The organism is Nocardia sp. 852002-20019_SCH5090214 (genome assembly GCF_001665865.1).
In the GTDB taxonomy this organism is placed as follows: domain Bacteria; phylum Actinomycetota; class Actinomycetes; order Mycobacteriales; family Mycobacteriaceae; genus Nocardia; species Nocardia nova.
Genome location: NZ_LZMK01000235.1, coordinates 80,945 through 103,794 on the forward strand (window position 1 = coordinate 80,945; position 22,850 = coordinate 103,794).

Below are 22,850 nucleotides of genomic sequence, written 5' to 3' on the forward strand. Positions count from 1 at the left end.
GGGCGTTACTTTCCCGCGATCGTGCCACCGGTTGCTCAGCGAAGCACATTGTCCGGCAGCAGTACCAGCCCGGCTGAACCGAAGGCCGCCGGCGCCGGCCCGTCCTCGAGCACCACGGCCCGCAGGTCTTCCAGCGGTTCCGGATCCAGCCGGTCCAGACCGGCACGATCGGTGAACAGGTGGGTGACCCATTCGTCGGCGAGCCCGTCGGTGCCGACCTCGGCCGGCAACACCATCGAGGCACCGGTCGTCCCCGCGCCGACCACCTCGAGCAGTGCGGCGATACCGTCGGCCCGGCCCTGCCGGAAGGTGCGAGATTCGAAGTCCAGCTCGGTGCGGGCCCGCAACCGGTCGACCGCGGCGGCCAGCGCGTCGTAACTGTGGGTGCCCTCCGCGCCGACGAAGGCCGGATCGGCGCCGCGCAGCGCCCGGGTGCGGTTGGCGTAGGTCACCGGCCGCGCCGACTCACCCGCGATCTCGGCGGCGACCGCCGCATCGTCGAGGACCAGCCAGTCGATACCGTTCGGCCCCGCCTTCGGGCGGGCCGCGGCCACGGTGACGCCGGTCTTGATCTCCAGCTCCGCCGGCAGTTCGCCGCCGTCGACGACCGGGACCAGTGCGGCACCGGCCTTGAGCACCGCCCAGGCCGCGACCGCCGACTCGATACCGCGCTCGAGCCGCACCGCGACCCCGCTACCCGGGCCGCAGCCGCGACCGATGAGGGCCCGGGCCAGCCGGGAGGAGCGGGCGTCGAGCTCCTGATACGAGACCGCCTCCTCGCCCCAGGCCAGCGCCGGCCCCTCGGGGTCGTCCTCGACGGCGGCGGCCAGCGCCTGCGCCAGCGCGGTGCCGACGGTGGAGCCGGTCTCGGCCGGTTCGGTGCGGGCCGCCTCGACCACAACCTCCGACTCGTCGTGCAGGTCGATCGCGCCGAGCAGGATCTGCGGGTCGGCGGCCACTGCCGCGAGGATGCGCTCGAATCGATCACCCAGGGTGCGCATCGTCGCGGGATCGAACAGTTCCCGCGCGTAGGTGAAGACCGTGACCAGTTCCGCCGGTGAGCCGTCGGATTCGTGGCGCGGCTCGACCGTGACCTGCAGATCGAACTTCGCCGCCACGGCATCGGTGTCGAGTGCGGCGATGGACAGGCCCGGCAGTTCCAGCGACGGCTGCTGCGTGTTCTGGAACGACAGCACCACCGTGAACAGGCTCTGCGCACCACCTCGTCCCGGAGCCACCACCTCGGCGACCCGTTCGAACGGGATATCGGAGTTCGCGAAGGCCGCCAGATCGGTGTCGCGGGCGGTTTCCACCAGCGCGTCGAAGGTGTCGGTGGTGTCGACACCGGTGCGCAGCGTCAGCGTGTTGACGAACATGCCGACCAGATCGTCGAGTGCGCGCTCGCCGCGGCCCGCGATCGGCGTGCCGACCACCACATCGGCGGTACCGGACTGCCGGGCCAGCAGCACCGCGAGCGCGGCGTGCACCACCATGAACAGCGACGAATTGTGTTCTCGCGCAATCCGGACCAGGCCTTCGTGCACCGTGGCCGGGATCGCGAAACCGATCGATTCGCCGCGCATCGACGGCACGGCCGGACGCGGATGATCGGGCGCCAGCAGCGCCGAACCGGACACCCCGGCGAGCCGATCCCGCCAGTAGGCGAGCTGCTTCGCCGCCACCGAATCCGGATCGTCGTCGGTGCCGATGGCCCGGCGCTGCCAGATCGCGAAATCGGCGTACTGGACTTCCAGTGGCGCCCAGCCCGGTTCGCGGCCGCCGGTGCGGGCCACATAGGCGGTCATCAGATCGCGGGCCAGCGGGGCCATCGAGGAACCGTCGCCGGCGATGTGGTGGATCACCAGCGCCAGCACCTGGTCGGACCCGCTGCGCAGCAGCAGGGCGCGCACCGGAACCTCTTGGGTCACATCGAATCCGGTCGCCATGAGCGCGGCGATGCGGTCGATCGGCTCGGCGGTGTCCTCGACCGGAAGGCCCTCCGGCAGCGCCTCGCGGACCGAGAGGATCTCTTGATACGGCAGCCCGCCCGGACCGCCGGCGGGGTAGCAAGTGCGCAGCACCTCGTGCCGCTCCACGACATCGGCGACCGCCTGGCGCAACGCGTCCACATCGAGATCGCCGGTGAGCCGGATCGCCAGCGGAATGTTGTAGCCCGGCGATTGCGGATCGAGCTGGTTGATCACCCACATCCGCTGCTGGGCCGGCGACAGCGGAATCCGCTCCCCACGCGCGGCAGGCTCGAGGCGCGGGCGCACCGCACCGGCGGCCGCGCCGGGCACGATCCGCGCCGCGAGGGCTGCCACGCTCGAGGCCTCGAACAGCTCCCGGACCACGAGGTTCGCGTCGAGCGCCTCGTTGATGCGAGCCACCGCACGGGTCGCGAGCAGCGAATTGCCGCCGAGGGCGAAGAAGTCGTCGTCGAGGCCGACGCCGGTCGTCTCCGCACCGGCGACACCGAGCAGGTCGGCGAACACGTCGGCGACGGCCTGTTCGATCGGCGTACTCGGCGCCCGGAAGGCGGCCGCGCTGACGACCGCCGGTTCGGGCAGGGCGCGACGATCGAGTTTGCCGTTCGGCGTCAGCGGCAGCGCGTCGAGCACGACCACCACGTCGGGCACCATGTAGCCGGTCAGGAAGGCGCCGACCTCGGCGCGCAGCGCGAGCGGATCGAGCGACGAACCAGCCTCGGGCACAACGTAACCCACCAGCCGTTCACCGGAGTGCTCTGCGGTGCGGACCATCGCCACCGCCTGCGCGACACCGGTGCAGCGCAGCAGCGCGGCCTCGATTTCGCCGAGTTCGATGCGGAAGCCGCGCAGCTGCACCTGCTGATCGCTGCGTCCCGCGTATTCCAGCGCGGCCTCGCCGTCGAAGCCGGCCCAGCGGCCGATATCGCCGGAGCGATACATCCGGGAACCGGGCGCACCGTACGGATTGGCCACGAACCGCGCCGCGGTCAAGCCCGGACGGCCGAGATAGCCGCGCGACAGTTGTTGTCCGGCGATGTACATCTCACCGGCGACGCCGACCGGCGACGGATGCAGCCGGTCGTCGAGCACATAGGTCTCGAGGCCCGGCAGCGCCCGGCCGATGACGCTGGCCGGATGGTCGGCCAGACCCTCGTCCAGTGCCAGGAACGACACGTGCACGGTCGTCTCGGTGATGCCGTACATGTTCACCAGCTGCGGGGTGGTGGAGCCGTGCCGCTCGTACCAGCGCGCGAGCTGGCGCAGATCCAGCGCCTCACCGCCGAAGACGATGTAGCGCAACGCGAATTTGGCCGCGACCGTCACCGCGGCGTCACCGGTGTGGCTGTGCGCCGCGCGGTCGGCCTCGGCGAGCTGATAGAACGCCGAGGGCGTCTGGTTCAGCACGGTGACTTGCTCGCGGATCAGCAACTCGCGGAACAGCTCCGGCGATCGCGAGGTCAGGTGGTCGACCACCACGACCGCACCGCCGTTGGCCAGCGAACACCACAGTTCCCAGACCGAGAAGTCGAAGGCGAAGGAGTGGAACAGCGTCCACACGTCGGTTTCGTCGAAGTCGAACAGCAGCTGGGTGTTGGCGAACAGTTCCAGCACGTTGCGGTGGGTGACGCCGACCCCCTTGGGCACACCGGTGGAGCCCGAGGTGTAGATGACGTAGGCCAGATCGGCCGGTCGCAGCGGGGCGGGCCGCTCGGCGTCGGTGATCGGACCGCCGGCGAAGTTGCCGGTCTCCTCCAGCAGCACCGTCGCCAGGCCGGCGGCGGGCACCGCCTCCCGCAACTCGGCGGTCGTGAGCACACATGCCGGCGCGGCGTCGCCGAGCATGAATTCCAGCCGCTGCACCGGATAACCGGTGTCGATGGGCAGATAGGCGGCACCGGCGAGGAGCACGCCGAGCAGCGCGACCGGCAGTTCCTCGGTGCGCGGCACCGCCACGGCCACCAGCGATTCCGGCCCGACGCCCTGGGCGATCAGCGCCCGGGCCACCTGGCTCGCGCGCTGGTGCAGATCTCCGAAGGTGAGGGTGGTGTCACCGAAGCGGACCGCCACCGCGCCCGGCCGGCGCCGGACCTGTGCGGTGATCAGATCGACCAGGGTCACCGGCGGCACCGGCGCGCCGGGCGAATTCCATTCGTGCAGAACGAGTTCGCGCTCACCGGGGGCCAGCACATCGATATCGCCCACCACGGCCGCGGCGTCGGCGGCGACGGCGTTCAGGATGCGCGTGAACCGATCGGTGAAATCGCGCACCGTCGCCTCGTCGAACAGGTCGGTGGCGTAGCTGAAGGCGGCCGAAATCCCCTGCGGCACACCATGTGCGTCGATCCGCTCGGCCATCGCCAGCTGCAGATCGAACTTGGCCAGCTCGATGTCGAGGTCGACACCGGAAACCGCCAGCCCGGGCAGCTCCAATTCGGTGCGGGCCAGGTTCTGGAAGGTCAGCATCACCTGGAACAGCGGATGCCGCCCGGCCGAACGCGCCGGATCCAGGATCTCGACCAGCCGCTCGAACGGCACATCGGCGTGGCCGAACGCCGCCACGTCGGTGCCGCGGACGTCGGCCAGTACCTGCTCGAAACTGCGCGCCGGGTCGATCTCGGTGCGCAGCACCAGGGTGTTGACGAACATGCCGATCAGCTCGTCCAGCGCCGCCTCACCGCGCCCGGCGACCGGGGTGCCGATCGCGATGTCGCGGGTGCCCGACAGTCGGGCGAGCAGCACCGCGAGCGCGGCGTGCACCACCATGAACAACGTCGAATGATGTTGGTGCGCAAGGCGGTTCAGCGCCGCGTGCACATCCGGGGCGATCTCGAAGTCGAGCGTGGCGCCGCGATAGGACGCGACCGCCGGACGCGGCCGGTCGGCCGGCAGGTCCAGCTGTTCGGGCAGCGCGGCGAGTTCGCGCCGCCAGAAGTCGATCTGCGCGGCGAGCACCGACTCCGGATCGTCCTCGCTACCGAGCGTTTCCCGTTGCCACAGGGCGTAATCGGCGTACTGGACGGCCAGCGGCGTCCATTCCGGATGACCGCCGCGCACGCGATCGAGGTAGGCGGTCATCAGATCGCGGGTCAGCGGGCCCATCGAGAAGCCGTCACCGGCGATGTGGTGCACCACGCACACCAGGACGTGTTCGGTCTCGCTCGCGCGCAGCACCCGCAGGCGCACCGGCGGCGCGGCCGTCACATCGAAGCCGCCCGAGACGGTTTCGGCGACCAGGGCGGCCACCTCGTCCTCGCGCGCTTCGACCAGGGGAATCTCGGGGATCGCCCGGGGATCCGAGACGGGCAGCACCCGCTGGTAGCCCTCGCCGTCGAGTTCCGGATAGATGGTGCGCAGCACTTCGTGGCGCTCCACCAGATCGCGCACCGCGGACCGTAGCGCGTCCACGTCGAGGCGTCCGCTCAGCCGCACCGCGACCGGGATGTTGTTGACCGCGCCCGCCGGATCGAAGCGGTTGAGGAACCACATCCGCTGCTGGGCATAGGACAGCGGGATGCGTTCGGGCCGCGGCATCGGCCGCAACCGCTCGCCGGTGTCGGTTCCGGCGTGCCGTTCCACCTGTTCGGCCAGTGCGGCCACGGTCGATGCCTCGAACAACAGCTGCACCGGCACCCGGGCGCCCAGGGCCGAGCCGATCCGGGCCGCCGCCTGCGCGGCCAGCAGGGAGTTGCCGCCGAGTTCGAAGAAGTCGTCGTCGGCGCCGACCCGGCCGGGATTGTCGCCCTCGCCGGGAACGAGCAGGGCCGCGAACACCTCGGCGACGATCTCCTCCACCGGGGTGGCGGGAGCGCGGAATTCGCGTGCGGCGAAGGTCGGTTCCGGCAGCCGGGCGCGGTCGAGTTTGCCGACCGGGGTCAGCGGAATCTCGTCCAGCGGCATGATCGCCGCGGGAATCATGTAGGCGGGCAACGAGGCCGCCAGGAAATCGTCGAGGGTCGCGATATCGAGCGCCGCACCGGGACGCGGCAACACGTACGACACCAGCGCCGTCGCGCCGGAGGGCAGCGTGCGGCCGATGGTGGCGGCGAAATCGATATCCGGATGCGCGGTCAGCGCGTTGTCGATCTCGCCCAGTTCGATGCGGAAGCCGCGAATCTTGACCTGGAAATCGGAGCGGCCCAGATATTCGATGGTGCCGTCGGACTCGTTGCGGCGCACCAGGTCGCCGGTGCGATACAGCCGGGCCCCGGGCCTGCCGGTTTCGGCGCCGAAGGGACTGGCCACGAACCGTTCCGCGGTGAGCCCCGGGCGGCCCAGATATCCCTGTGCCAGCGCCGGACCCGCCAGATACAGCTCGCCGACCACCCCGGCGGGCACCGGTCGCAGCCGCGAATCCAGCACGAACGCGCCGACGCCGGCGATCGGGGTGCCGATCGTGATCGGCTCGCCGGCAATCATTTCCGCGCTGGAGGTGGCGAGGATCGTCGCCTCGGTCGGGCCGTAGCCGTTGTAGAAGCGCCGCCCGTCGCGCGCCCAGCGGCCCACCAGTTCCGGGCCGAACTTGTCGCCGGCCACGACGACGGCCTCGAGGTCGGGCAGTCCGGCCGGGTCGACCGACTCCAGCGCGCCGGGGGTGATCAGCATGTGCGAAACCTGTTCGCGGCGCAGCAGATCGGCCAGCTCGAAACCGCCGAACACCTCCGGCGGCGAGACCACCAGGGTCGCACCCGACGAGAAGGCCAACAGCAGTTCCAGAACGGAGACGTCGAAGTTCGGCGAACAGACGTGCAGGACACGGGAATCCTCGGTCACGCCGTAGTGCTCGCGCTCGGCCGCGACCAGACCGCCGAGTCCGGCATGGGTCACCACGACGCCCTTGGGACGACCGGTGGAGCCCGAGGTGTAGATCACGTAGGCCGGGTGATCCTCGGTGAGCGGGCGGACCCGGTCGGTGTAGGAGATCGGATGGGCGGGGCGCGCGCCGATTCGTTCCGACACGACCGGATCGTCGAGTTCGAGCCAGTACACACCCGTCCCCAGCGCCCGGCGATGGGCTCCGGTGGTCAGGCCGAGTACCGCGCCGGAGTCGGCGACGATATGCGCGATGCGCTCGGGCGGATAGGCCGGGTCGACCGGAACGTAGGCCGCGCCCGCCTTGGCGACCGCCCAGACCGCGAGGACGGATTCGATCGAGCGGGCGATGCCGATAGCCACCACGTCGCCGGCGCCGATGCCGCGGGAGATGAGTTCCCGGGCCAGGCGCGACGATCCCTCGTCGAGCTCTCGATAGGTCAGCTGCCGCGCGTCGGCCGGATCATCGGTCGGCGCGAACCGGATCGCCACCGCATCGGCGGCGGATTCGACCGCAGCGGTCAGCAGCTGGCCGAAAAGGGGGCTGCCCGACCTGCGGCGACGACCTCCACGAGCGGAACGGCGGGCAGTATCCATTCGAGTGTCTTCACCTCTCGCGTCCAGCAGGTCCGCACGGTCGAACACCCCCTCGCGCGGTCCGAGCAATCATATAAGGATGGCGAGCACGGCGTGGTGCGCCGGATCGAACTGGTGACCCGCCGGTACTCCTAGTACTCATCGCTGCCAGGGTGCCTCGATGTTGCGCTTCGTGTCGACTTCCGTGGCACTGGTCACAGTAGGTCCCCAGCTTGTCACAGCCAGCCGCGGCGGATCGCCTGCACGCCCGCCTGGAACCGGGTGCTGGCACCCAGTCGCTCCAGCAGGCTCGCGGTCCGCCGCACCACCGTGCGCCGGGACATGCCCAGCCGCCGGGCGATGGTGTCGTCCGTCGCGCCCAGGCCCATGAGGGTCAGAATGGCCCGGTCGCGTTCGTCCAGCGGCTGGTCCGGATTCACCGAGATCGGCGCGGCCAGCGACCACAACACCTCGAAGGTGTGCACGATCGCGTCCAGCGTCGGACAGGCCGCGATGCGCAGCCCCATCGGATCGCCGCGGCGTTCGTCGTGGTGCAGCATCAGCGCCGCGCGGTCGTCGTCGGCGATGATCACCTTGAAGGGCGGATCGGGCAACGTGCGCGCCTGCGCCCCGGCGGTATTGGCCTGCAGCGCGAAGCGCAGCCGATCGGGATCCTGATAGATGGTGTCCTGATAGAGCGTCTGGTAGCGCACGCCCGCCGACATCCGCGCCGAGCGCAGATCGAACAGCCGTGCGGCGCGTTCGCCTTCGCACAGATACGGGCCCCGGTCGATCATCCGGATCCGGCTGCGCGCGGCGCGCTGCAGATCCTCGAATTCGGCGACCACCTCGCGGGCCTCGTACATCGGCACGACGGTGCCGTCGCCGCGGGTGGTGCGGCGCACCGAGCGGAAGGTCTCGCCCAGCCGGGCCGCGGCCTCGTGCATGCGCGCGGTTTCGGCCTGGCGGCGGCGGGATTCGGCTTCCGACAGGGCCTCGGGGGCATGCGCGTCCCAGCGGACGGAGTCACCGATTTCGATGCGGACCACGGCCTGCATCTCACAGAGTTCGTCCAGGGCCGCCGCGACGGACTCGCGGGAACACTCCAGATATTGCGCCAGCTCCGACAGGCTGGACCGCGGATGCTGCACCAGAGCGGTATAGGTGCGGCCGTGCACGGATCCGGAGTCGAACAGCTCATACAAACCAGTCAATGCATCAACCCCCCGCGGCCGGCCGAGCCGGGCGGCCGACGACAGCGCGGGCGCTATTCGCCCGCCCCCCACGACTGCTGGGACAGGACGACGCCCTTGCTCGCCAGATAGGGAGCGGGATCGATCTTGACGTCGCTGGGATCCCAGATCTCCAGATGCAGGTGCGGGCCGGTGGAGTTGCCACGGTTGCCGACGGTGGCGATCACGTCGCCGGCGTTCACCCGCTGGCCTACGTGGGTGAGGATGTCGTTGACGTGGCCGTACACCGCGGTGGTGCCGTCGTCCTGCTTCACCCGGACCCACAGCCCGAAGCCCGAGGCGGGACCGGCATCGATCACCGTGCCGTTCTCCACCGAATGAATAGGAGTACCGATCGCGTCGGCGAAGTCGACACCGTAGTGCATGGCGCCCCATCGGGATCCGAAGCCGGAACTGACGACCCCGGCCACCGGTCGCACGGCCTGGGCCGGTGCGAGCTGCTGCTGAATACCCTTCAGCACCTCTTCGGCGTGCGAGAGCGGACCGGCGACCTCCGGCGGCAGATTCTGCAGACCGAACGGCGCGGGCGCGGCCACCGGCTGGGCCTGCGGCGCGGCCGGCGTCTCGGCGGCGACCGGGGCCGCGACGGGCGCGGCCTGCTGTTCGGCCTCGTGCGCGGGTTCGGAGGCCGACTTCAGCGCGACCGGCTCGGGAGTGTCGTTGTGGCCGCCGGGCAGCAGCGGCGCGGCGTGCGCGAACTGAGTGGCGGTGCCGATCAGCGCGCCGGTCGCGACGGCGGCGCTGGCGGCGAGCTTCATCCGGTCGCCCGTGCGCGGCTGGGCGCGGTGGCGGGTGGGACGCTCGGCAGCGCCGTCACCGGCGTAGATGTCACCGAGGAGGTCCTGAACGGATACGGAACTGGATGTCTCACGGTGCTGCGGCAAGGCTCGTCCTAGCGTCGATCAACTCGGTGGCGGCGCCGGGTCGAAACCTCACATTCGGTAACGATTCGGCATCTGTTGTGACGGAAACTGTACTCCGTCGTGACCTTTTCGCAACCTCCTCGGAGGAATTCGCATGTGGAAGGCTGATCTTGGTGCCGTGGGCGCCGTTATCGAGGACCACGGCCGGGTTCAGACTGAACAGGTGATCCTCGACAACGTGCGCACCCCGATCGTGCTGGCGCCGATGGCCGGCGGCCCGTCCACCCCGGAACTCGCCGCCGCTGTCGGCGAGGCGGGCGGCCTGGGATTCCTCGCCGCCGGATATCTGAGTGCCGCCGATACCGCCGCGCGCATCGCGACGCTGCGCGAACTCACCGAGACGCCCTTCGGCGTGAACCTGTTCGTTCCGGGCGCGCCCACGCCGCCGGAACACTTCGCGGCCTACCTCGACCGGCTCAGCCGCCGCTTCCCGCTCGGCGAGGCACGTTTCGACGCCGACGCCTGGGACGAGAAGCTCGACCTGCTCACCGCCGAGCCGGTGGCGGTGGTCTCGTGCACCTTCGGCTGCCCCTCGGAGGCCGAGATCGAGCGCCTGCATCGCGCCGGATCCGAGGTGTGGGTCACGGTGACCTCGGTGCCGGAGGCCCGGGTCGCGGCCGAGACGGGTGCAGACGTCCTCATCGCCCAGGGCGCGGAGGGCGGCGGACATCGGGGCGGTTTCGCCGACCGGCCCGAGGAGGACGTGGCCGATCCGCTCACCACCCTGGCACTGGTGCAGCTGGTGCACGCAGCGGTCGAGACGCCGGTGGTCGCGGCAGGCGGCATCGCCACCGGCGCGGGTATCGCCGCGGTCCTCGCCGGCGGTCCCGCGGCCGCACAGCTGGGCACGGCCTTCCTCCGCTGTCCGGAGGCGGGCACCTCGGCACTGCACCGCGATGCGCTGGAGATCGAAACCCCGACCATGCTGACCCGCGCCTTCAGCGGCCGCCGAGCCCGCGGCCTGCGCAATCAATTCATGCTCGACAACCCCGACGCGCCTGCGGCCTACCCCGAAATCCATTACGCCACCGGACCGTTGCGAGCCGAGGCCCGCGCCGCCGACAACCCGGACGCGGTGAATCTGTGGGCCGGGCAGGCACATACCCTCGCGGAGGCCGTTCCGGCCGCCGACCTGGTACGCAAGCTCACGGAAGAAGCGAAAGCCGCTCTGCAATCGGCACTTTCGCGGCCATTCCCGTCTTGTTGACAACGTTTTTCGTTTAGACTCGTGGGACATCACCCGCCATCCCACGAGGAGAGCGTCATGTCATTGGATGTCCCAGCCGCACTGCTCGAACGCGCCGAAAGCGGTCCGGTCAGCGACGAGGAATTCGTCGAATGCGTTCGCACCTCCCTGCCGTACGCCTACGAGGTCGTCAGCCGAGTGGCCGCCGACTTGCGTTCCGGCACAGCAGAATTCGCGGACAACCAGGTACCCCCGCCGGACGAGACAGCCCGCGGCCAACTGCTGCGCGCGATGGCGTCGGATTCGATTCGCGGCAGCCTGGAGCGGCATTTCGGCATCAAGCTGGCCTTCCAGAACTGCCATCGGGTGGCGGCCTTCCCGCTGTCCGCCGTCGGCGGCGACACCTACTCGACCTTCATCTCCACCCGCGCTCAACTGCTCAATCAGAGCCCGGAACTGCGTAACTGCTGACCCGTACGGTTCCGGCGCCGGTGCGTCCGGCGCCGGAACCGGCGTTACGCTTCGCCGCCCGCTCCCCATTCCCGCAGCCGGCGCTTGAGGACCTTTCCGGTGGGGTTGCGCGGCAGCTCGTCGATGAACACCACCTCGCGAGGCACCTTGTAACGCGCCAGGTTCGACTTCACATGCGCTTTGATCTCCTCCGCGCCGAGGGTTTCGGTGGTGCGGACGACGAAAGCGACCAGCCGGGCGCCGTATTCGTCGTCGGGCACGCCGATGACCGCAGCCTCTCGCACGTCCGGATGCGCGTCGAGCAATTCCTCGACCTCGGCCGGGAACACGTTCTCCCCGCCCGAGACGATCATGTCGTCGTCGCGGCCGTCGATGAAAAGCCTTCCGGCGGAATCGAAATGACCGACATCGCCGGTGGACATCAGCCCGCGGATCTGCTCCTTGCCGCCGCCACCGGTATAGCCGTCGAAGGGAATCGCGTTGCGGACGAAGATCCGCCCGGTGGTCCCCGGCGGCACCGGCTCGCCCTGCCCGTCGAGGATCTCGACTACCGCGCCCGCCACGGGTGAGCCCACACATCCCGGTTCCTCCGCCAGATCCTCCGGCGTGGCGACGGTGGCGTAAGCGACCTCGGTGGATCCGTACAGGTTGTAGACGACCGGCCCGAAGATGGCGGTCACCCGCCGGCACAGGTCGGCACCCAACTGCGATCCGGCGACGAAAACGATGCGCAGCGCCGACAGATCCCGCTCACTCACCGCCTCCGGCCCCAGTTCGACCATGCGCGCGAGCATCACCGGCACCACGATCAGCGCGGTCGCGTGATGTTCGGCCATGCTGTCGATCACCCGCTGCGGATCGAATCGCCGCCGGATCACGAGTGTCGAGCCGAAACCGATGGCCAGCAACGACATCGCGAAGCCGAGGGTGTGGAACAGCGGCGCCGGGCATTCGGTCACCTCGCGGGTCCGGAACGGCACCTTGCTGAGAATCGCGCCGAGCGGTTCCAGCGAACGCGGCTCCGACCGCGGCGCGCCCTTGGGTGTGCCGGTGGTGCCGCTGGTCAGCAGGATGATCTTGGCGCCGGAGCGCGAGAACGGCGGCGTGGCGGGCGAGCCGGCGGTGATCAGCGATTCCAGGCTGGAGGTGTGCCCGGTCTCCGACCAGGCCCGATACGCTCCTCGCTCGGGGCTCAGATCGCCGAGGATGGATTCGTACTCCTCGTCGTACACCAGCAGATCCGCCCCCTCCCGGGCGGTCACATCGCGTAGTTGTGGCCCGGCGAAGTCGGTGTTCAGCAGGATGATCCGGGCCCCGCACTTGGCCGCGGCGAAGACCGCGTCGAGCAGACCGCGGTGATTGCGGGCCAGAATCGCCACGCCCTCGCCGGTGCGCAATCCGCGCTTGCGCCATTCGTTGGCCAGCCGGTTGGAGCGGTCGTCGAGTTCCCGATAGCTCAGCGTGCCGAGGTCGTCGATCACGGCGGCGCGATCGCCGTAGCGGCCGGCGGCGAGCCGCAGCAGCGCGGGCAGGGCACCGTGACGCAGTAGCGCGTCGCCCGCGGACAGCAACGTCAACGGCGAGTCGATGCCGATCACGCCACTGCCGATTGCCAGCCGCAGATAATCCAGCTCGGACCACGCCCGTGCGATCACCGTGCGTAACAGATTCACCGTCATGCTCGAATCCCCCTGCCGCGCCGACTGTCTCGCATCGGATGGCGGTGCACGCCCATGACCCCGGACCTCTCTGTCCCCGCCCGGTGGAGCCGGGGGTCCGCGAGGAGGCTACGGCTGCGTGGCCACGCGGGCTCCCCTGTCGGGCGCATACAACACCGCCCCTTCGACGGTACGCGCCCTCACCGTAACCCCGCCGCGCACGATCGGTCGACCGCAGCCGTGCGGGCGGAGTCGCTCCTGCCGGACTTCCTACTTTCCGTGTGCGCGCAACTGGTAGAGCCCGCGGGTCTCGGCCACGACCACGCCGTCGGCGTCGGTCACCGTGGCCTCGAGGGTGAAATCGGCCTTACCGTTGGCCTCGGCGTCGGCGATCACCCGCGCGATCTCCTCCTCCGACAGCGAAGCCTCGGCGCGTACATCGGTTTTCGCCGGCTTGCGGAAGAAGATCTGCAGGTCCTTCACCAGCGGGTAGTACTTGGCGTTGTCGAAGGTGGCGATCGGAATCGCACCGCCGAGAATTTCCGCGACGGTGAACAGCACGCCGGCGTACATGACGCCGAAGTGGTTGCCGTTGCCCTCGATCGGCACGGTGGTGGCCGCGAATCCGGGCCGCACCTCGAGTGCCTTGACACCCATCTTGTGCGCGATCGGGATGGTGAACTCCAGCGCGCCGTTCATGACATCCGCGAACGCGGGGGTGTCGTTGTTCGTCTCGGCGCTGCTCGTCTCGGTCATCGCCAACCCTTTCTGCACGTGATCGAACGCCCACCGGACGTCGGTGCTCAGCCTACGACACCTTGTTGACATAGCGCCAACAGGTTCGGTGATCCCCCGCCGACCGGCACGGGCGGGCACCACCGGCCCCGCTCACGCCGCAGCCGCGGCCGGATGTTCCGGCCGCGGCTGCGGGATCGTTCACAGCGTCGGGACGCTCAGTGTCACAGCGTCGTGACGCTCAATTCGCCGTCGGCGTAGCGCGCCCGCAACCGCTTCTTGTCGAATTTTCCGACGCTCGTCTTGGGCACCTCGTCGATGAAGGTCCAGTGCTCGGGCAGCTGCCACTTGGCGAATTTGTCCGCCAGGAAATCACGCAGCTCGGCCGGTTCGGCGCTCGCGCCCTCCTTGAGGACGATCGCGACCAGCGGCCGCTCGTCCCACTTCTCGTCCGGCACCCCGATCACCGAGGCCTCCGCGACGGCCGGATGACCCATGATCGCGTTCTCCAGATCCACCGAGGAGATCCATTCGCCGCCGGACTTGATCACATCCTTGGACCGGTCCACCAGCGTGAGATAGCCGTTGGGCGTGATCTTGCCGACGTCGCCGGTGCGCAGCCAGCCGTCGTCGAATTTGTCGGGGTCGACGGACGCACCCTCCGGTGAGTAATAGGCCCCGGCGATCCACGGGCCGCGCACCTCGAGTTCGCCCACGGCCTCGCCGTCGTTGGGCAGCACCGAGCCGTCGTCGCCGACCAGGCGCGCCTGGACCAGGGCCGGGAACCGGCCCTGCGTATAGCGGTACTCCCATTCGTCCTCGCCCGTCACACCCTTCGGCGGGTGCGCGACGCTGCCCAGCGGCGAGGTCTCGGTCATTCCCCAGGCGTGCAGCAGTCGCACCCCGTGCTTTTCCTGGAAGGCCCGCATCATCGACGGCGGCAGCGCGGACCCGCCGACGACCACCTCGCGCAGATGCCTGATGTCCTGCGGCTTCGCGTCCAACTGCGCCAGCACGCCACCCCAGATGGTCGGCACCGCGGCGGCGAAGGTCGGCTGCACCGCGGCCATCATCTCCAGCAGCGGCGCCGGCTGCAGGAAGCGGTCGGGCATCAGCACGCTCGCCCCCGACAGCATCGCCGCGTAGGGCAGACCCCAGGCGTTGGCGTGGAACAGCGGCACGATGGCCAGCACGGTGTCGGAGGAGGTGAATCCCATACTCGCGTTGGTCAGTACCTGCATGGCGTGCAGGACATTGGACCGGTGCGAGTACACCACGCCCTTGGGGTCGCCGGTGGTGCCGGAGGTGTAGCACATGCCGGCCGCGGAGCGTTCGTCGACGACCGGGAAATCGTAGGTATCCGGTTGTCCCGCAAGCAGTTCCGTGTAGGAGTGCACCTGCACGCCCTCGGGCGCGGTCAGATCCGCGGCATTGCCGTTGGCCACGATGACGTGGCGGACGGTCTTCAGCGTGGGCAGATAGTTGGCGAACATCGGCAGCAGCGAGCCGTCGACGATCACGACCTGATCCTCGGCGTGATTGGCCACGTAGGTGACCTGCTCGGGGAACAGCCGCAGGTTCAGCGCGTGCAGCACGGCGCCCATCGCGGGAACGGCGGCGTAGGCGACCATATGTTCGTTGTTGTTCCACATGAACGTGGCGACGCGGTCGCCCACGTCGATCCCCAGCCCGCGCAGCGCGTTGGCCAGCCGCGCCGATTCCGCGCCCAATTCCCGATAGGTCATGGTCCGAACCCCGTCGCCCGTCCAGGTCGACACCGTGGCATCGCCGTGGAACGTGGACGCATATCGCAGCAGAGTGGCCAGCGACAGTTGCTCGTCCTGCATCGTGCTCAACATCAGTAACCGCACTCCTTCACCGGTGAACGACGTCACACCTGCCGCGAGGATAGCCGAAACCGGACGTAGCGATTATCGGGCCGACCAGATGGTCCACTTTTCCCGCGACACGCGGCGCGAACAGCGCGGGCATGGGGATGAATCGGCTGCCCGTGGCGAACCCCTGATCGCCACGGGCAGCCGTCCCTGCCGTCCGGGTGCACCCGGATACGGCAGATCCGTCCCGAATGGCCGCCGGACGCGCGACGACACCCCCTGCAGCGCCGTCGAAACGCCAAATACCCACCGGGACAGGCTTTTTGAAGAGGAACTGGTATAGATAGTAGGTTCGGCGGGCCGGAACTGTCCAGCGGAGTCACATGTCCGGTCCACTGCGGCCACCGCAGCGTGGCCGGAAATATTGATTCATTGGCCGCTGATCTCTCGGAACCGACCGCCCGGCGCTCTACTCTTCGACTATGACTGCCACGCCGTCCATCGTGATCATCGGCGCCGGATTCGCCGGCCTCGGCATGGCGCTGGAATTACAGCGCGCCGGTATCGACAACTTCACCATCGTCGAAAAGGCCGCCGATCTGGGCGGCGTCTGGCGCGAGAACACCTATCCGGGCGCGGCCTGCGATGTGCCCTCGCCGCTGTACTCGTGGTCGTTCGAACCCAAATCCGATTGGCCTCGCCGGTTTTCGCAGCAGCGCGACATCCACGCGTATATGCGCGCGGTCGCCGAGAAGCACGATCTGCCGCGCAAGATCCGCTTCGGCATCGAGGTCACCGACGCGGAATTCGATCCGGCCCGCGGCGTCTGGCAGGTGCGCACCGCGGACGGTGAGACCCTCACCGCCGACGTGCTGATTCCCGCGGTGGGCCAGCTCTCGCGGCCGGCGATGCCGAATATCCCCGGCATCGACACCTTCACCGGTCCCGCCTTCCACTCCGCCGAATGGGACCACAGCGTCGATCTCACGGGCAAGCGGGTGGCGTGCATCGGCACCGGAGCCAGTGCGATCCAATACATTCCGGCCATTCAGCCGACGGTCGGGCATCTCACCCTGTTCCAGCGCTCCGCCGCCTGGGTGTTGCCGAAATTCGACACCGAATACACGGGCCTGCATCACGCGCTGTTCAAGTACTTTCCGCCCAGCCGGTGGGCCGAACGCTTCGCCATCTGGACCTTCTTCGAGGTGATGGCGCTGGCGCTGACCGACGTGCCGTGGATCAAACATCCGGTGGTCGCGATCGCCGACCGGCATCGCGCCAACGCCGTGCCCGATGAACAATTGCGCGCCAAGCTCACTCCGGACTACGCCGCCGGCTGTAAGCGCGGCCTGTTCTCCAACGAGTATTTTCCCGCACTCGCCCAGCCCAATGTCAGCGTGGAGACCACCGCGATCGAGGCGGTCACGGCGAACGGAATCCGCACCGCCGACGGCGTCGAGCATCCGGTGGACGTGATCATCTACGGCACCGGATTCAAGGGCACCGAATTCCTCGCGCCGATGAACATCTACGGCCTCGGCGGTCGCAAACTGTCCGACGAATGGGCGCCGGAGGGTGCGCGGGCATTCCTGGGCATGTCGGTGCCGGGCTTCCCGAATCTGTTCATGATGTACGGGCCCAACACCAATGTGGGGTCCGGCTCCATCATCTACATGCTGGAATCACAGGCCCGCTACATCCGGCAGGTGGTGGAGTATCTGTCCGCCAAACCCGGACACTTCCTCGCCGCACAGCCCGCTGCCGAACAGGCCTGGGACGACTGGCTGCGCAAGCGCCTGGCCGATACGCCGTGGAACTTCTGCTCCAGCTGGTATCGCAACGCCTCGGGCCGCATCACCAACAACTGGCCCGGCGCCACGCTGCTCTTCCGATGGAAGACACGGCGTTTCGACCCGGCCGACTATGCCGAAGGTGTGGCCGGAGCCTGATTCGCCGGCACGGTGTTCACAACCGGAGGGTGGTGAACACCGCGACCGTACTGTCCTGGCGGTAGTAGATGTCGGCCGGTGCGTCGGCGAGATGAGCATCGGGTAGCCGGCTGTAATCGACCGCCCGGAGAGTGAGCGGTCCGGCCGGCGCCGTGAGTTGGATATCGACCCCTTCGGCGGGCGGCGCGTAGAACCGGACCCCCTGGGCGGGCACCGGGTTGATGTCGCGTCCCGCGACCGTGAGTGCGCGCACCGGCCCGGTATACCGCAGCGCGACGGAGGTGGCCCCACGGGTGGATCGCAGCCGCAGCCGCACGGTGCGCAGATCCGCCTCGGTGCGGTCGGAAAGGACTTCGGCGACAGGACCGGGGAGATCGTGCGCCGGGGCGGCGCCGGCGGATGCCGCGTCGGTCCACAACTGCGCGAATGCCCCGGGCGGCGAGCCGGATTCGACGAAACCGCGGGTCCATCGATCCGGGGCCTCGGCGGAAATCCACTGCGCCTCGCGGCTGTTCGCATCGAGCGCATAGGACAGTTGCGACATCAGTGGATGCCGCGCGTCGAACCGGTCGACGACCGTCCCGGCCGCCGCGAGCGCCACCGTGAGGACCACCGCCGCCGCGGGGATAAGGACGCCCCGACGGCTCGGGCACGCGTGGGTCAGGGTGAGGGTGAACAAGCCGCCGAGTATCAGCACCACGGGCGCGGTGAGATATGCGGCGGCGGCGAGTCCGGTCTGCAGCGCCGCGTACGCGGTGCCGCCGGCGAAGACCGCCGCCGGGACGAGGAACAGGGTGAGCACCGGCAACCGCAGGCGGTCGGGCACCGCGAAGGTCAGCGCGACGCCGACGACAGCGGCGAGGGCCGGAACCACCACCATCACACCCGCGGCCGGCGCCGCAGCCGTGACCACCGCACCGATCGCCGTCACCGCGCACAGCACGCCCACGGCGGTCGCGGAGGGCCCGAACAGTCGACGCGACAGCGCATACCAAGCGGCGAGTACCGCCACACACGCCATCACCACGGCCGCGGCGTAGAACTGCGGGCGGTACGGATCGACGAACAGCGCGCGATACTCCGGGCGGATCGCGGTGATCGCTTTCCACAATCCGTAGACGGCGCCCATTCCGATCGGAACCGCCACCAGAGCGGTTGCCGCCGCGCCCAGAGTCCGGCCGATCGTCGCCTCACCGGTCCGGCGGATCCGCCACACCACCCACGCCGCGAGCAGCACCGAAGCCACCGCCGCCACGACCACCAGCCACAGCGGCAGCACCACCAGCTCACCGAACGGCAGCGGAAAGTACGCGCGATTCGGCTGATCGGCCGCGGCCCGCAGATCCCGCGCCGCGAATTCGCGCGCCGCGGCGGTGGTGTTGTCGCCGAATTGCTGCACGGTGGCCAGGTCGACGTGGTCCGGGTCGTCGAACGGATTGTGGTAGTAGGCGTTCCGACCGGCGAAGGCCCAGTCGAGCACCCGGAAGCCGTGGGGGTCCAGCGCCGCGAAATCGGTATTGCTCCCGGTCTGATCCCCGCCCAGGGTCGTGGACAGCGAATCGGTGTTCGGATGCGGTACTCCGGTGACCACACTGATCAGCCCGGCGTCGGGGTGACTGATCCGCCACAGCATCGGCGGACCACCGGCGCCGCGCGCCTCGTGATTGATCACCACTCCGCCGCGCCGGTCGGCGCCGCCGGAGGTCGCGAAGGCCTCGGCGCCGAGCAGACCCACCTCTTCGGCGTCGGTGAGCAGCACCACGAGATCGTTGCGCGGCTGCAGTCCGCTCGCCCGCAGCGCACGCACCGCTTCCAGAACGGTGGCGACACCGACCCCGTCGTCGTTCGCACCGGGACCGGACGGCACCGAATCATAATGCGCGACAAGGTAAACAGTTCCCGTAGCGGCGCGTCCCGGCCAGCGGGCGACGATATTTCCGGTCTGCCCGAGCACCGCTACCGCACGATGCGGATCCACCGGATACTTGCCCACGCCGTAGCGAACATCGGTGTCCAGCCCCAGTTCTCGCAGCTTGCCCACCAGATGCTCGCGCACCCGGTCGTGTTCGGCGGTGCCGACGGGGTGTGGCCGCGAGGCGATCTCCCGGATCGTCGCCAGCGCACGGGCGGCACCGAATTCCGCAGCAGGGGCCGCGGCGTCGCGATATCCGTGCGGTTGTTGCTCCCAGGCCGTCGCGATCGCGATCAGGACCAGGACAGCGAAGGCCAGCACACCCGATACTCGACGCCCCATCGTGCGATGGTAACCCGGCAAAACCGCGAAAATCGGACAGGCCGAGCGCCCGCGACCCGCAAAGGGCAGCACCGCAACGGTTTCGATCCGTCCGAACACAAGGGTGGGATCGCCCGATGCGCGCACTAGCCTCGATCCGATGAGTCTTTCAGTTCCGATCGGGGTTTCGGTCTGGCCGCGGCCCGATGCGGCCAACGACGTCGACGAGGTCCTCCGGCTCGCCACGCAGGCGCAGCGCACGGGTGTGCGTTCGGTGTGGTTCGGACAGAAATTCGATCTCGATGCGCTGACCCTCGCGGCGGTGGTCGGGCTCGCCGTACCGGAGATCGGGGTGGGCACCTCCGTGGTGCCGATCAATCCGCGCCATCCGCTGGTCGTCGCGTCGCAGGCCCAGACCGCACAGGCCGCGTCGGGCGGCCGCTTCCGCCTGGGCATCGGATTGGGCGCTCCCCCACTGGAATCGGCGGCATTCGGCATCCGCGAGGACAAGCCGGTGCGGCGGCTGCGCGAATATCTGATCGCGCTGCGCCAGGCCATCGAGGACGGCACCGTCGACGTACAGGGCGAGCGGGTGTACGCCCGCCCGCCGATACCGACGACGGTGCACGGCGGCAGCAATATCCCCCTGCTCGTGGCAGCCATGGGGCCGCAAGCGTTGCGGGCCACGGGCGAATCGGCCGACGGCGTATTGCCGTTCCTCGCCGGGCCGCGCACGCTGGAATCGCATATCGTGCCTACTTTGCAGCAGGCCCGCCCGGCGAATCCGGTGCGGCCGCTACAGGTGGTCGCCGGTGTGGTCGCGATCGTCACCGATCGCGCCGAGCAGGTGCGCGAGACCGCGGCGCACGCGCTGGCGTTCTACGAACAATTCGATTCCTACCGCGCGGTTCTCGACCGCGAGGGCCTCGCCCACGCGGTCGATGTGGCGCTGATCGGCGACGAGGACCATGTCACCCGCGGCCTCCAGGCGTATGTCGATGCCGGTGCCACCGAGCTGCTGATCCACCAGACCGATCTCGCCGGCGAGGACGATCAGCTGCGCACCTGGAAGTTGCTTGCCGAGCTCACCGCCTGATCATTCGCTCCGGGGCCGGGCGATGATGATCGGGCATTCGACGCTGTGCATCAGCGCCTGACTGGTGGAGCCCAACGTCATTCCGGGAAATCCGCCCTTACCGTGACTGCCGACCACGACGAGCTGCGCCGCGGCGGATTCGCGGAGGAGGCGCCGCACCGGCCGATCCTCGACGACGACCCGGCGCACCGCAATCGGTTCGTCCGGATCCTCGTGCGCGGCCAGGGCGGCGTCGAGGAGCCGATTTCCCTCCTCTTCGAGGGCCGCCGGGGACGGGTAGTCGCCGAACCGCTGCCAGGTGTGTACGACCACCAGATCGGTCCGGCGCCGCCGCGCCTCGTCGACGGCGATCGCGAGAGCCTGTGCGCTGCACGGGGAATCGTCGTATCCGACGAGCACCGGCCGCTCGGACCCGAGCAGCGGATCCGCCGGCACCACGGCGACCGGGCCGCGAGCGTGCCGCACCAGTGCGGTGCTGACCGAACCGAGCAGGCTGCGCTGATAGGCCCCGAGTCCTCGCGCGCCGACCACCACCAGACGAGCCTCGTCGGCCTGGGACAGCAGCGCGGGAATGATCGGCGCATCGATGACGGCGGTGTCGATATCGATCTTCGGGGCGATATCGGCCGCCACCCGAGCGGCCGCCGCGACCGCGCGCTGGGCCTGCTCGCGGGTGCGCTCGTGGTAGGCGCACACGCCCTCGTCGCCGGCGCGGTCCTCCGGAACCGGCGGCACCGCCGAAACCACCTCCAGCGGAACCCGGTGCAGCGCCGCATCATCGGCGGCCCAGCGCGCGGCCCGCAGCGCATCGTCGGAACTGTCGACTCCCACCACCACGGGCGCCTTCGAGGCCATGCGTCCCACCTTCCGAGCGGTTCACGAACGTTCCAGGGCGAAGACACCCCCACCCTACCGGCCGGGATGGTGACAACTGCGATACTGGCGATACTCCGACGAATGCACCCGACGAAATATCGCTCTGGGAGGCATCATGCAGCACGTTCCCGACCGCTCGACGATCGTCGCGGCCCTGCAGTTGGCCGCCCGCGCCCCGTCCGTGCACAACACCCAGCCCTGGCGCTGGGATTTCGACGGCACCCGGCTGCACCTGTTCAGTGATTCCACCCGGCAACTGAAGGTGGCCGATCCGAGCGGGCGCCAGGAGCTGATCAGCTGCGGCGCCAACCTGCACCACGCCCGGATCGCCTTCGCCGAGCAGGGGCATCCCATCGCGGTGTCCTATGTGCCCGAGGAAGGGCTGCACGACCTGCTGGCCGTCGCCGAATTCGAGCCGCCCCGCGCGCCTTCGGATCGCGAACGCGCCCTCGCCGCCGCGATCCGCGCGCGCCGCACCGACCGGCTCCCGATGTCGGCGCCGGACCGGCCGGAGCTGGTGCGACAGCTGCGTGAGGTGTCCGAGGTGGACGGTGTGCACCTGAACGCCGTCGACGATTCGGTGCGGCCCCGGCTCGCCGCCGCTTCCGAGCAGACCGCCGCCCTGCAACAGTTCGACACCCCTTACCAGAACGAATTACGCTGGTGGACAGGCAATTTCGATCTTCCCGAAGGGATACCGTCCTACGCTCTGCCCACCGCCCGCGAGGCGGCACTGGTCGACGTCGGCCGCAACTTTCCCGTCCCGTCCGGAGACCCGCACCGCACCGGCGAACCCGATCACGCCACCCTGGTGGTGCTCAGCACCGCCGAGAACACTCCGCACGAATGGCTGGCGACCGGCGAAACCCTGTCCACCGCCCTGCTGTCGGCCACCGCGGCCGGACTGGCGACCTGCCCCCCTCACCCACATCACCGAAATCCCGGCCGCCGTCCGCGCGATCCGCGCGCTCCTCCCCGACCCGGATCGGATCCCCCAGGTACTCATCCGCCTGGGCACCGCACCCCACGACACCTTCGTCCCGCCCACCCCGCGCCGCCCGGTCGAGGATTTCCTGTCCTTGCCGCATTGAGGCGCCGGAGACCGGTCGCCCCATGGCGGGGTGGCCACCGGCCCGCCACACGCTAGACTGACCACGCCTGATCGTCACCCCCGGGAGGCACAGGCATCGTGGACCACTGCGAGGCAGGTGCGAATTCCGTTGCGAAACGGGGTTTTCCACATTTCCGCGCACGGTCCG

13 protein-coding genes are annotated in these 22,850 nt (G+C 69.4%); 5 read left to right on the forward strand and 8 right to left on the reverse strand.

Features of this window, described 5'->3' with window-relative positions; all coding sequences use genetic code 11:
• Nucleotides 1–35: 35 nt before the first annotated feature.
• The 3 genes from A5780_RS19005 to A5780_RS19015 form a co-directional block, all read right to left on the reverse strand.
• Nucleotides 36–7,397, reverse strand: coding sequence for a non-ribosomal peptide synthetase (locus A5780_RS19005; protein ID WP_064909152.1), 7,362 nt, complete (start codon nt 7,395–7,397; stop codon nt 36–38).
• Between the two features lie 215 nt (nt 7,398–7,612).
• Nucleotides 7,613–8,590: a LuxR C-terminal-related transcriptional regulator gene (locus tag A5780_RS19010; RefSeq protein ID WP_063017860.1), complete on the reverse strand. Its 978-nt coding sequence runs from the start codon at nt 8,588–8,590 to the stop codon at nt 7,613–7,615.
• 53 nt (nt 8,591–8,643) lie between these two features.
• Nucleotides 8,644–9,513, reverse strand: coding sequence for a M23 family metallopeptidase (locus A5780_RS19015; RefSeq protein ID WP_064905166.1), 870 nt, complete (start codon nt 9,511–9,513; stop codon nt 8,644–8,646).
• A gap of 133 nt (nt 9,514–9,646) precedes the next feature.
• Here A5780_RS19015 and A5780_RS19020 point away from each other — a divergent pair, with 133 nt between their 5' ends.
• Both A5780_RS19020 and A5780_RS19025 read left to right on the forward strand, forming a co-directional pair.
• Nucleotides 9,647–10,759, forward strand: a complete 1,113-nt coding sequence (locus A5780_RS19020) for a nitronate monooxygenase (RefSeq protein ID WP_369829533.1) — start codon at nt 9,647–9,649, stop codon at nt 10,757–10,759.
• 57 nt (nt 10,760–10,816) lie between these two features.
• Nucleotides 10,817–11,209 (forward strand): SCO5389 family protein, encoded by a 393-nt coding sequence (locus A5780_RS19025; RefSeq protein WP_030513337.1) that lies wholly within the window; start codon nt 10,817–10,819, stop codon nt 11,207–11,209.
• A gap of 44 nt (nt 11,210–11,253) precedes the next feature.
• On the opposite strand, the gene A5780_RS19030 is transcribed toward A5780_RS19025, so the two are convergent.
• From A5780_RS19030 to A5780_RS19040, 3 genes are all read right to left on the reverse strand, one after another.
• A complete protein-coding gene (locus tag A5780_RS19030) occupies nt 11,254–12,888 on the reverse strand; it encodes an acyl-CoA synthetase (protein ID WP_063017656.1) in 1,635 nt (544 codons plus the stop codon).
• A 249-nt stretch (nt 12,889–13,137) separates the two neighbouring features.
• Nucleotides 13,138–13,623, reverse strand: coding sequence for a YiiD C-terminal domain-containing protein (locus A5780_RS19035; RefSeq protein WP_064905159.1), 486 nt, complete (start codon nt 13,621–13,623; stop codon nt 13,138–13,140).
• A 203-nt stretch (nt 13,624–13,826) separates the two neighbouring features.
• Complete coding sequence (locus A5780_RS19040; RefSeq protein WP_063017671.1) at nt 13,827–15,461, reverse strand: long-chain fatty acid--CoA ligase; 1,635 nt, start codon at nt 15,459–15,461, stop codon at nt 13,827–13,829.
• A gap of 458 nt (nt 15,462–15,919) precedes the next feature.
• Here A5780_RS19040 and A5780_RS19045 point away from each other — a divergent pair, with 458 nt between their 5' ends.
• Complete coding sequence (locus A5780_RS19045) at nt 15,920–17,386, forward strand: NAD(P)/FAD-dependent oxidoreductase (RefSeq protein ID WP_030513333.1); 1,467 nt, start codon at nt 15,920–15,922, stop codon at nt 17,384–17,386.
• A 16-nt stretch (nt 17,387–17,402) separates the two neighbouring features.
• Here A5780_RS19045 and A5780_RS19050 read toward each other — a convergent pair whose 3' ends face one another.
• The gene (locus tag A5780_RS19050; RefSeq protein WP_156769555.1) at nt 17,403–19,640 is read right to left on the reverse strand and encodes a M20/M25/M40 family metallo-hydrolase; all 2,238 of its coding nucleotides are present in this window, start codon (nt 19,638–19,640) and stop codon (nt 17,403–17,405) included.
• A gap of 139 nt (nt 19,641–19,779) precedes the next feature.
• Between A5780_RS19050 and A5780_RS19055 the strand changes: the two genes are divergently transcribed.
• Nucleotides 19,780–20,715: a TIGR03564 family F420-dependent LLM class oxidoreductase gene (locus A5780_RS19055; protein ID WP_063017669.1), complete on the forward strand. Its 936-nt coding sequence runs from the start codon at nt 19,780–19,782 to the stop codon at nt 20,713–20,715.
• On the opposite strand, the gene A5780_RS19060 is transcribed toward A5780_RS19055, so the two are convergent.
• Complete coding sequence (locus A5780_RS19060; RefSeq protein ID WP_063017649.1) at nt 20,716–21,570, reverse strand: universal stress protein; 855 nt, start codon at nt 21,568–21,570, stop codon at nt 20,716–20,718.
• 136 nt (nt 21,571–21,706) lie between these two features.
• On the opposite strand from A5780_RS19060, the gene A5780_RS19065 reads away from it, so the two are divergent.
• On the forward strand, nt 21,707–22,738 hold the full coding sequence (locus tag A5780_RS19065; protein WP_231983012.1) for a hypothetical protein: 1,032 nt from the start codon (nt 21,707–21,709) through the stop codon (nt 22,736–22,738).
• The last annotated feature ends 112 nt before the right edge of the window (nt 22,739–22,850 follow it).

Excerpts from the sequence above, each read along its gene's own strand:
- A5780_RS19005 (WP_064909152.1), bottom strand. The coding sequence starts at position 7,397 with ATGGATACTGCCCGCCGTTCCGCTCGTGGAGGTCGTCGCCGCAGGTCG.
- A5780_RS19020 (WP_369829533.1), top strand. The coding sequence starts at position 9,647 with ATGTGGAAGGCTGATCTTGGTGCCGTGGGCGCCGTTATCGAGGACCAC.
- A5780_RS19025 (WP_030513337.1), top strand. The coding sequence starts at position 10,817 with ATGTCATTGGATGTCCCAGCCGCACTGCTCGAACGCGCCGAAAGCGGT.
- A5780_RS19030 (WP_063017656.1), bottom strand. The coding sequence starts at position 12,888 with ATGACGGTGAATCTGTTACGCACGGTGATCGCACGGGCGTGGTCCGAG.
- A5780_RS19035 (WP_064905159.1), bottom strand. The coding sequence starts at position 13,623 with ATGACCGAGACGAGCAGCGCCGAGACGAACAACGACACCCCCGCGTTC.
- A5780_RS19040 (WP_063017671.1), bottom strand. The coding sequence starts at position 15,461 with ATGTTGAGCACGATGCAGGACGAGCAACTGTCGCTGGCCACTCTGCTG.
- A5780_RS19045 (WP_030513333.1), top strand. The coding sequence starts at position 15,920 with ATGACTGCCACGCCGTCCATCGTGATCATCGGCGCCGGATTCGCCGGC.
- A5780_RS19050 (WP_156769555.1), bottom strand. The coding sequence starts at position 19,640 with ATGGGGCGTCGAGTATCGGGTGTGCTGGCCTTCGCTGTCCTGGTCCTG.
- A5780_RS19055 (WP_063017669.1), top strand. The coding sequence starts at position 19,780 with ATGAGTCTTTCAGTTCCGATCGGGGTTTCGGTCTGGCCGCGGCCCGAT.
- A5780_RS19060 (WP_063017649.1), bottom strand. The coding sequence starts at position 21,570 with ATGGCCTCGAAGGCGCCCGTGGTGGTGGGAGTCGACAGTTCCGACGAT.
- A5780_RS19065 (WP_231983012.1), top strand. The coding sequence starts at position 21,707 with ATGCAGCACGTTCCCGACCGCTCGACGATCGTCGCGGCCCTGCAGTTG.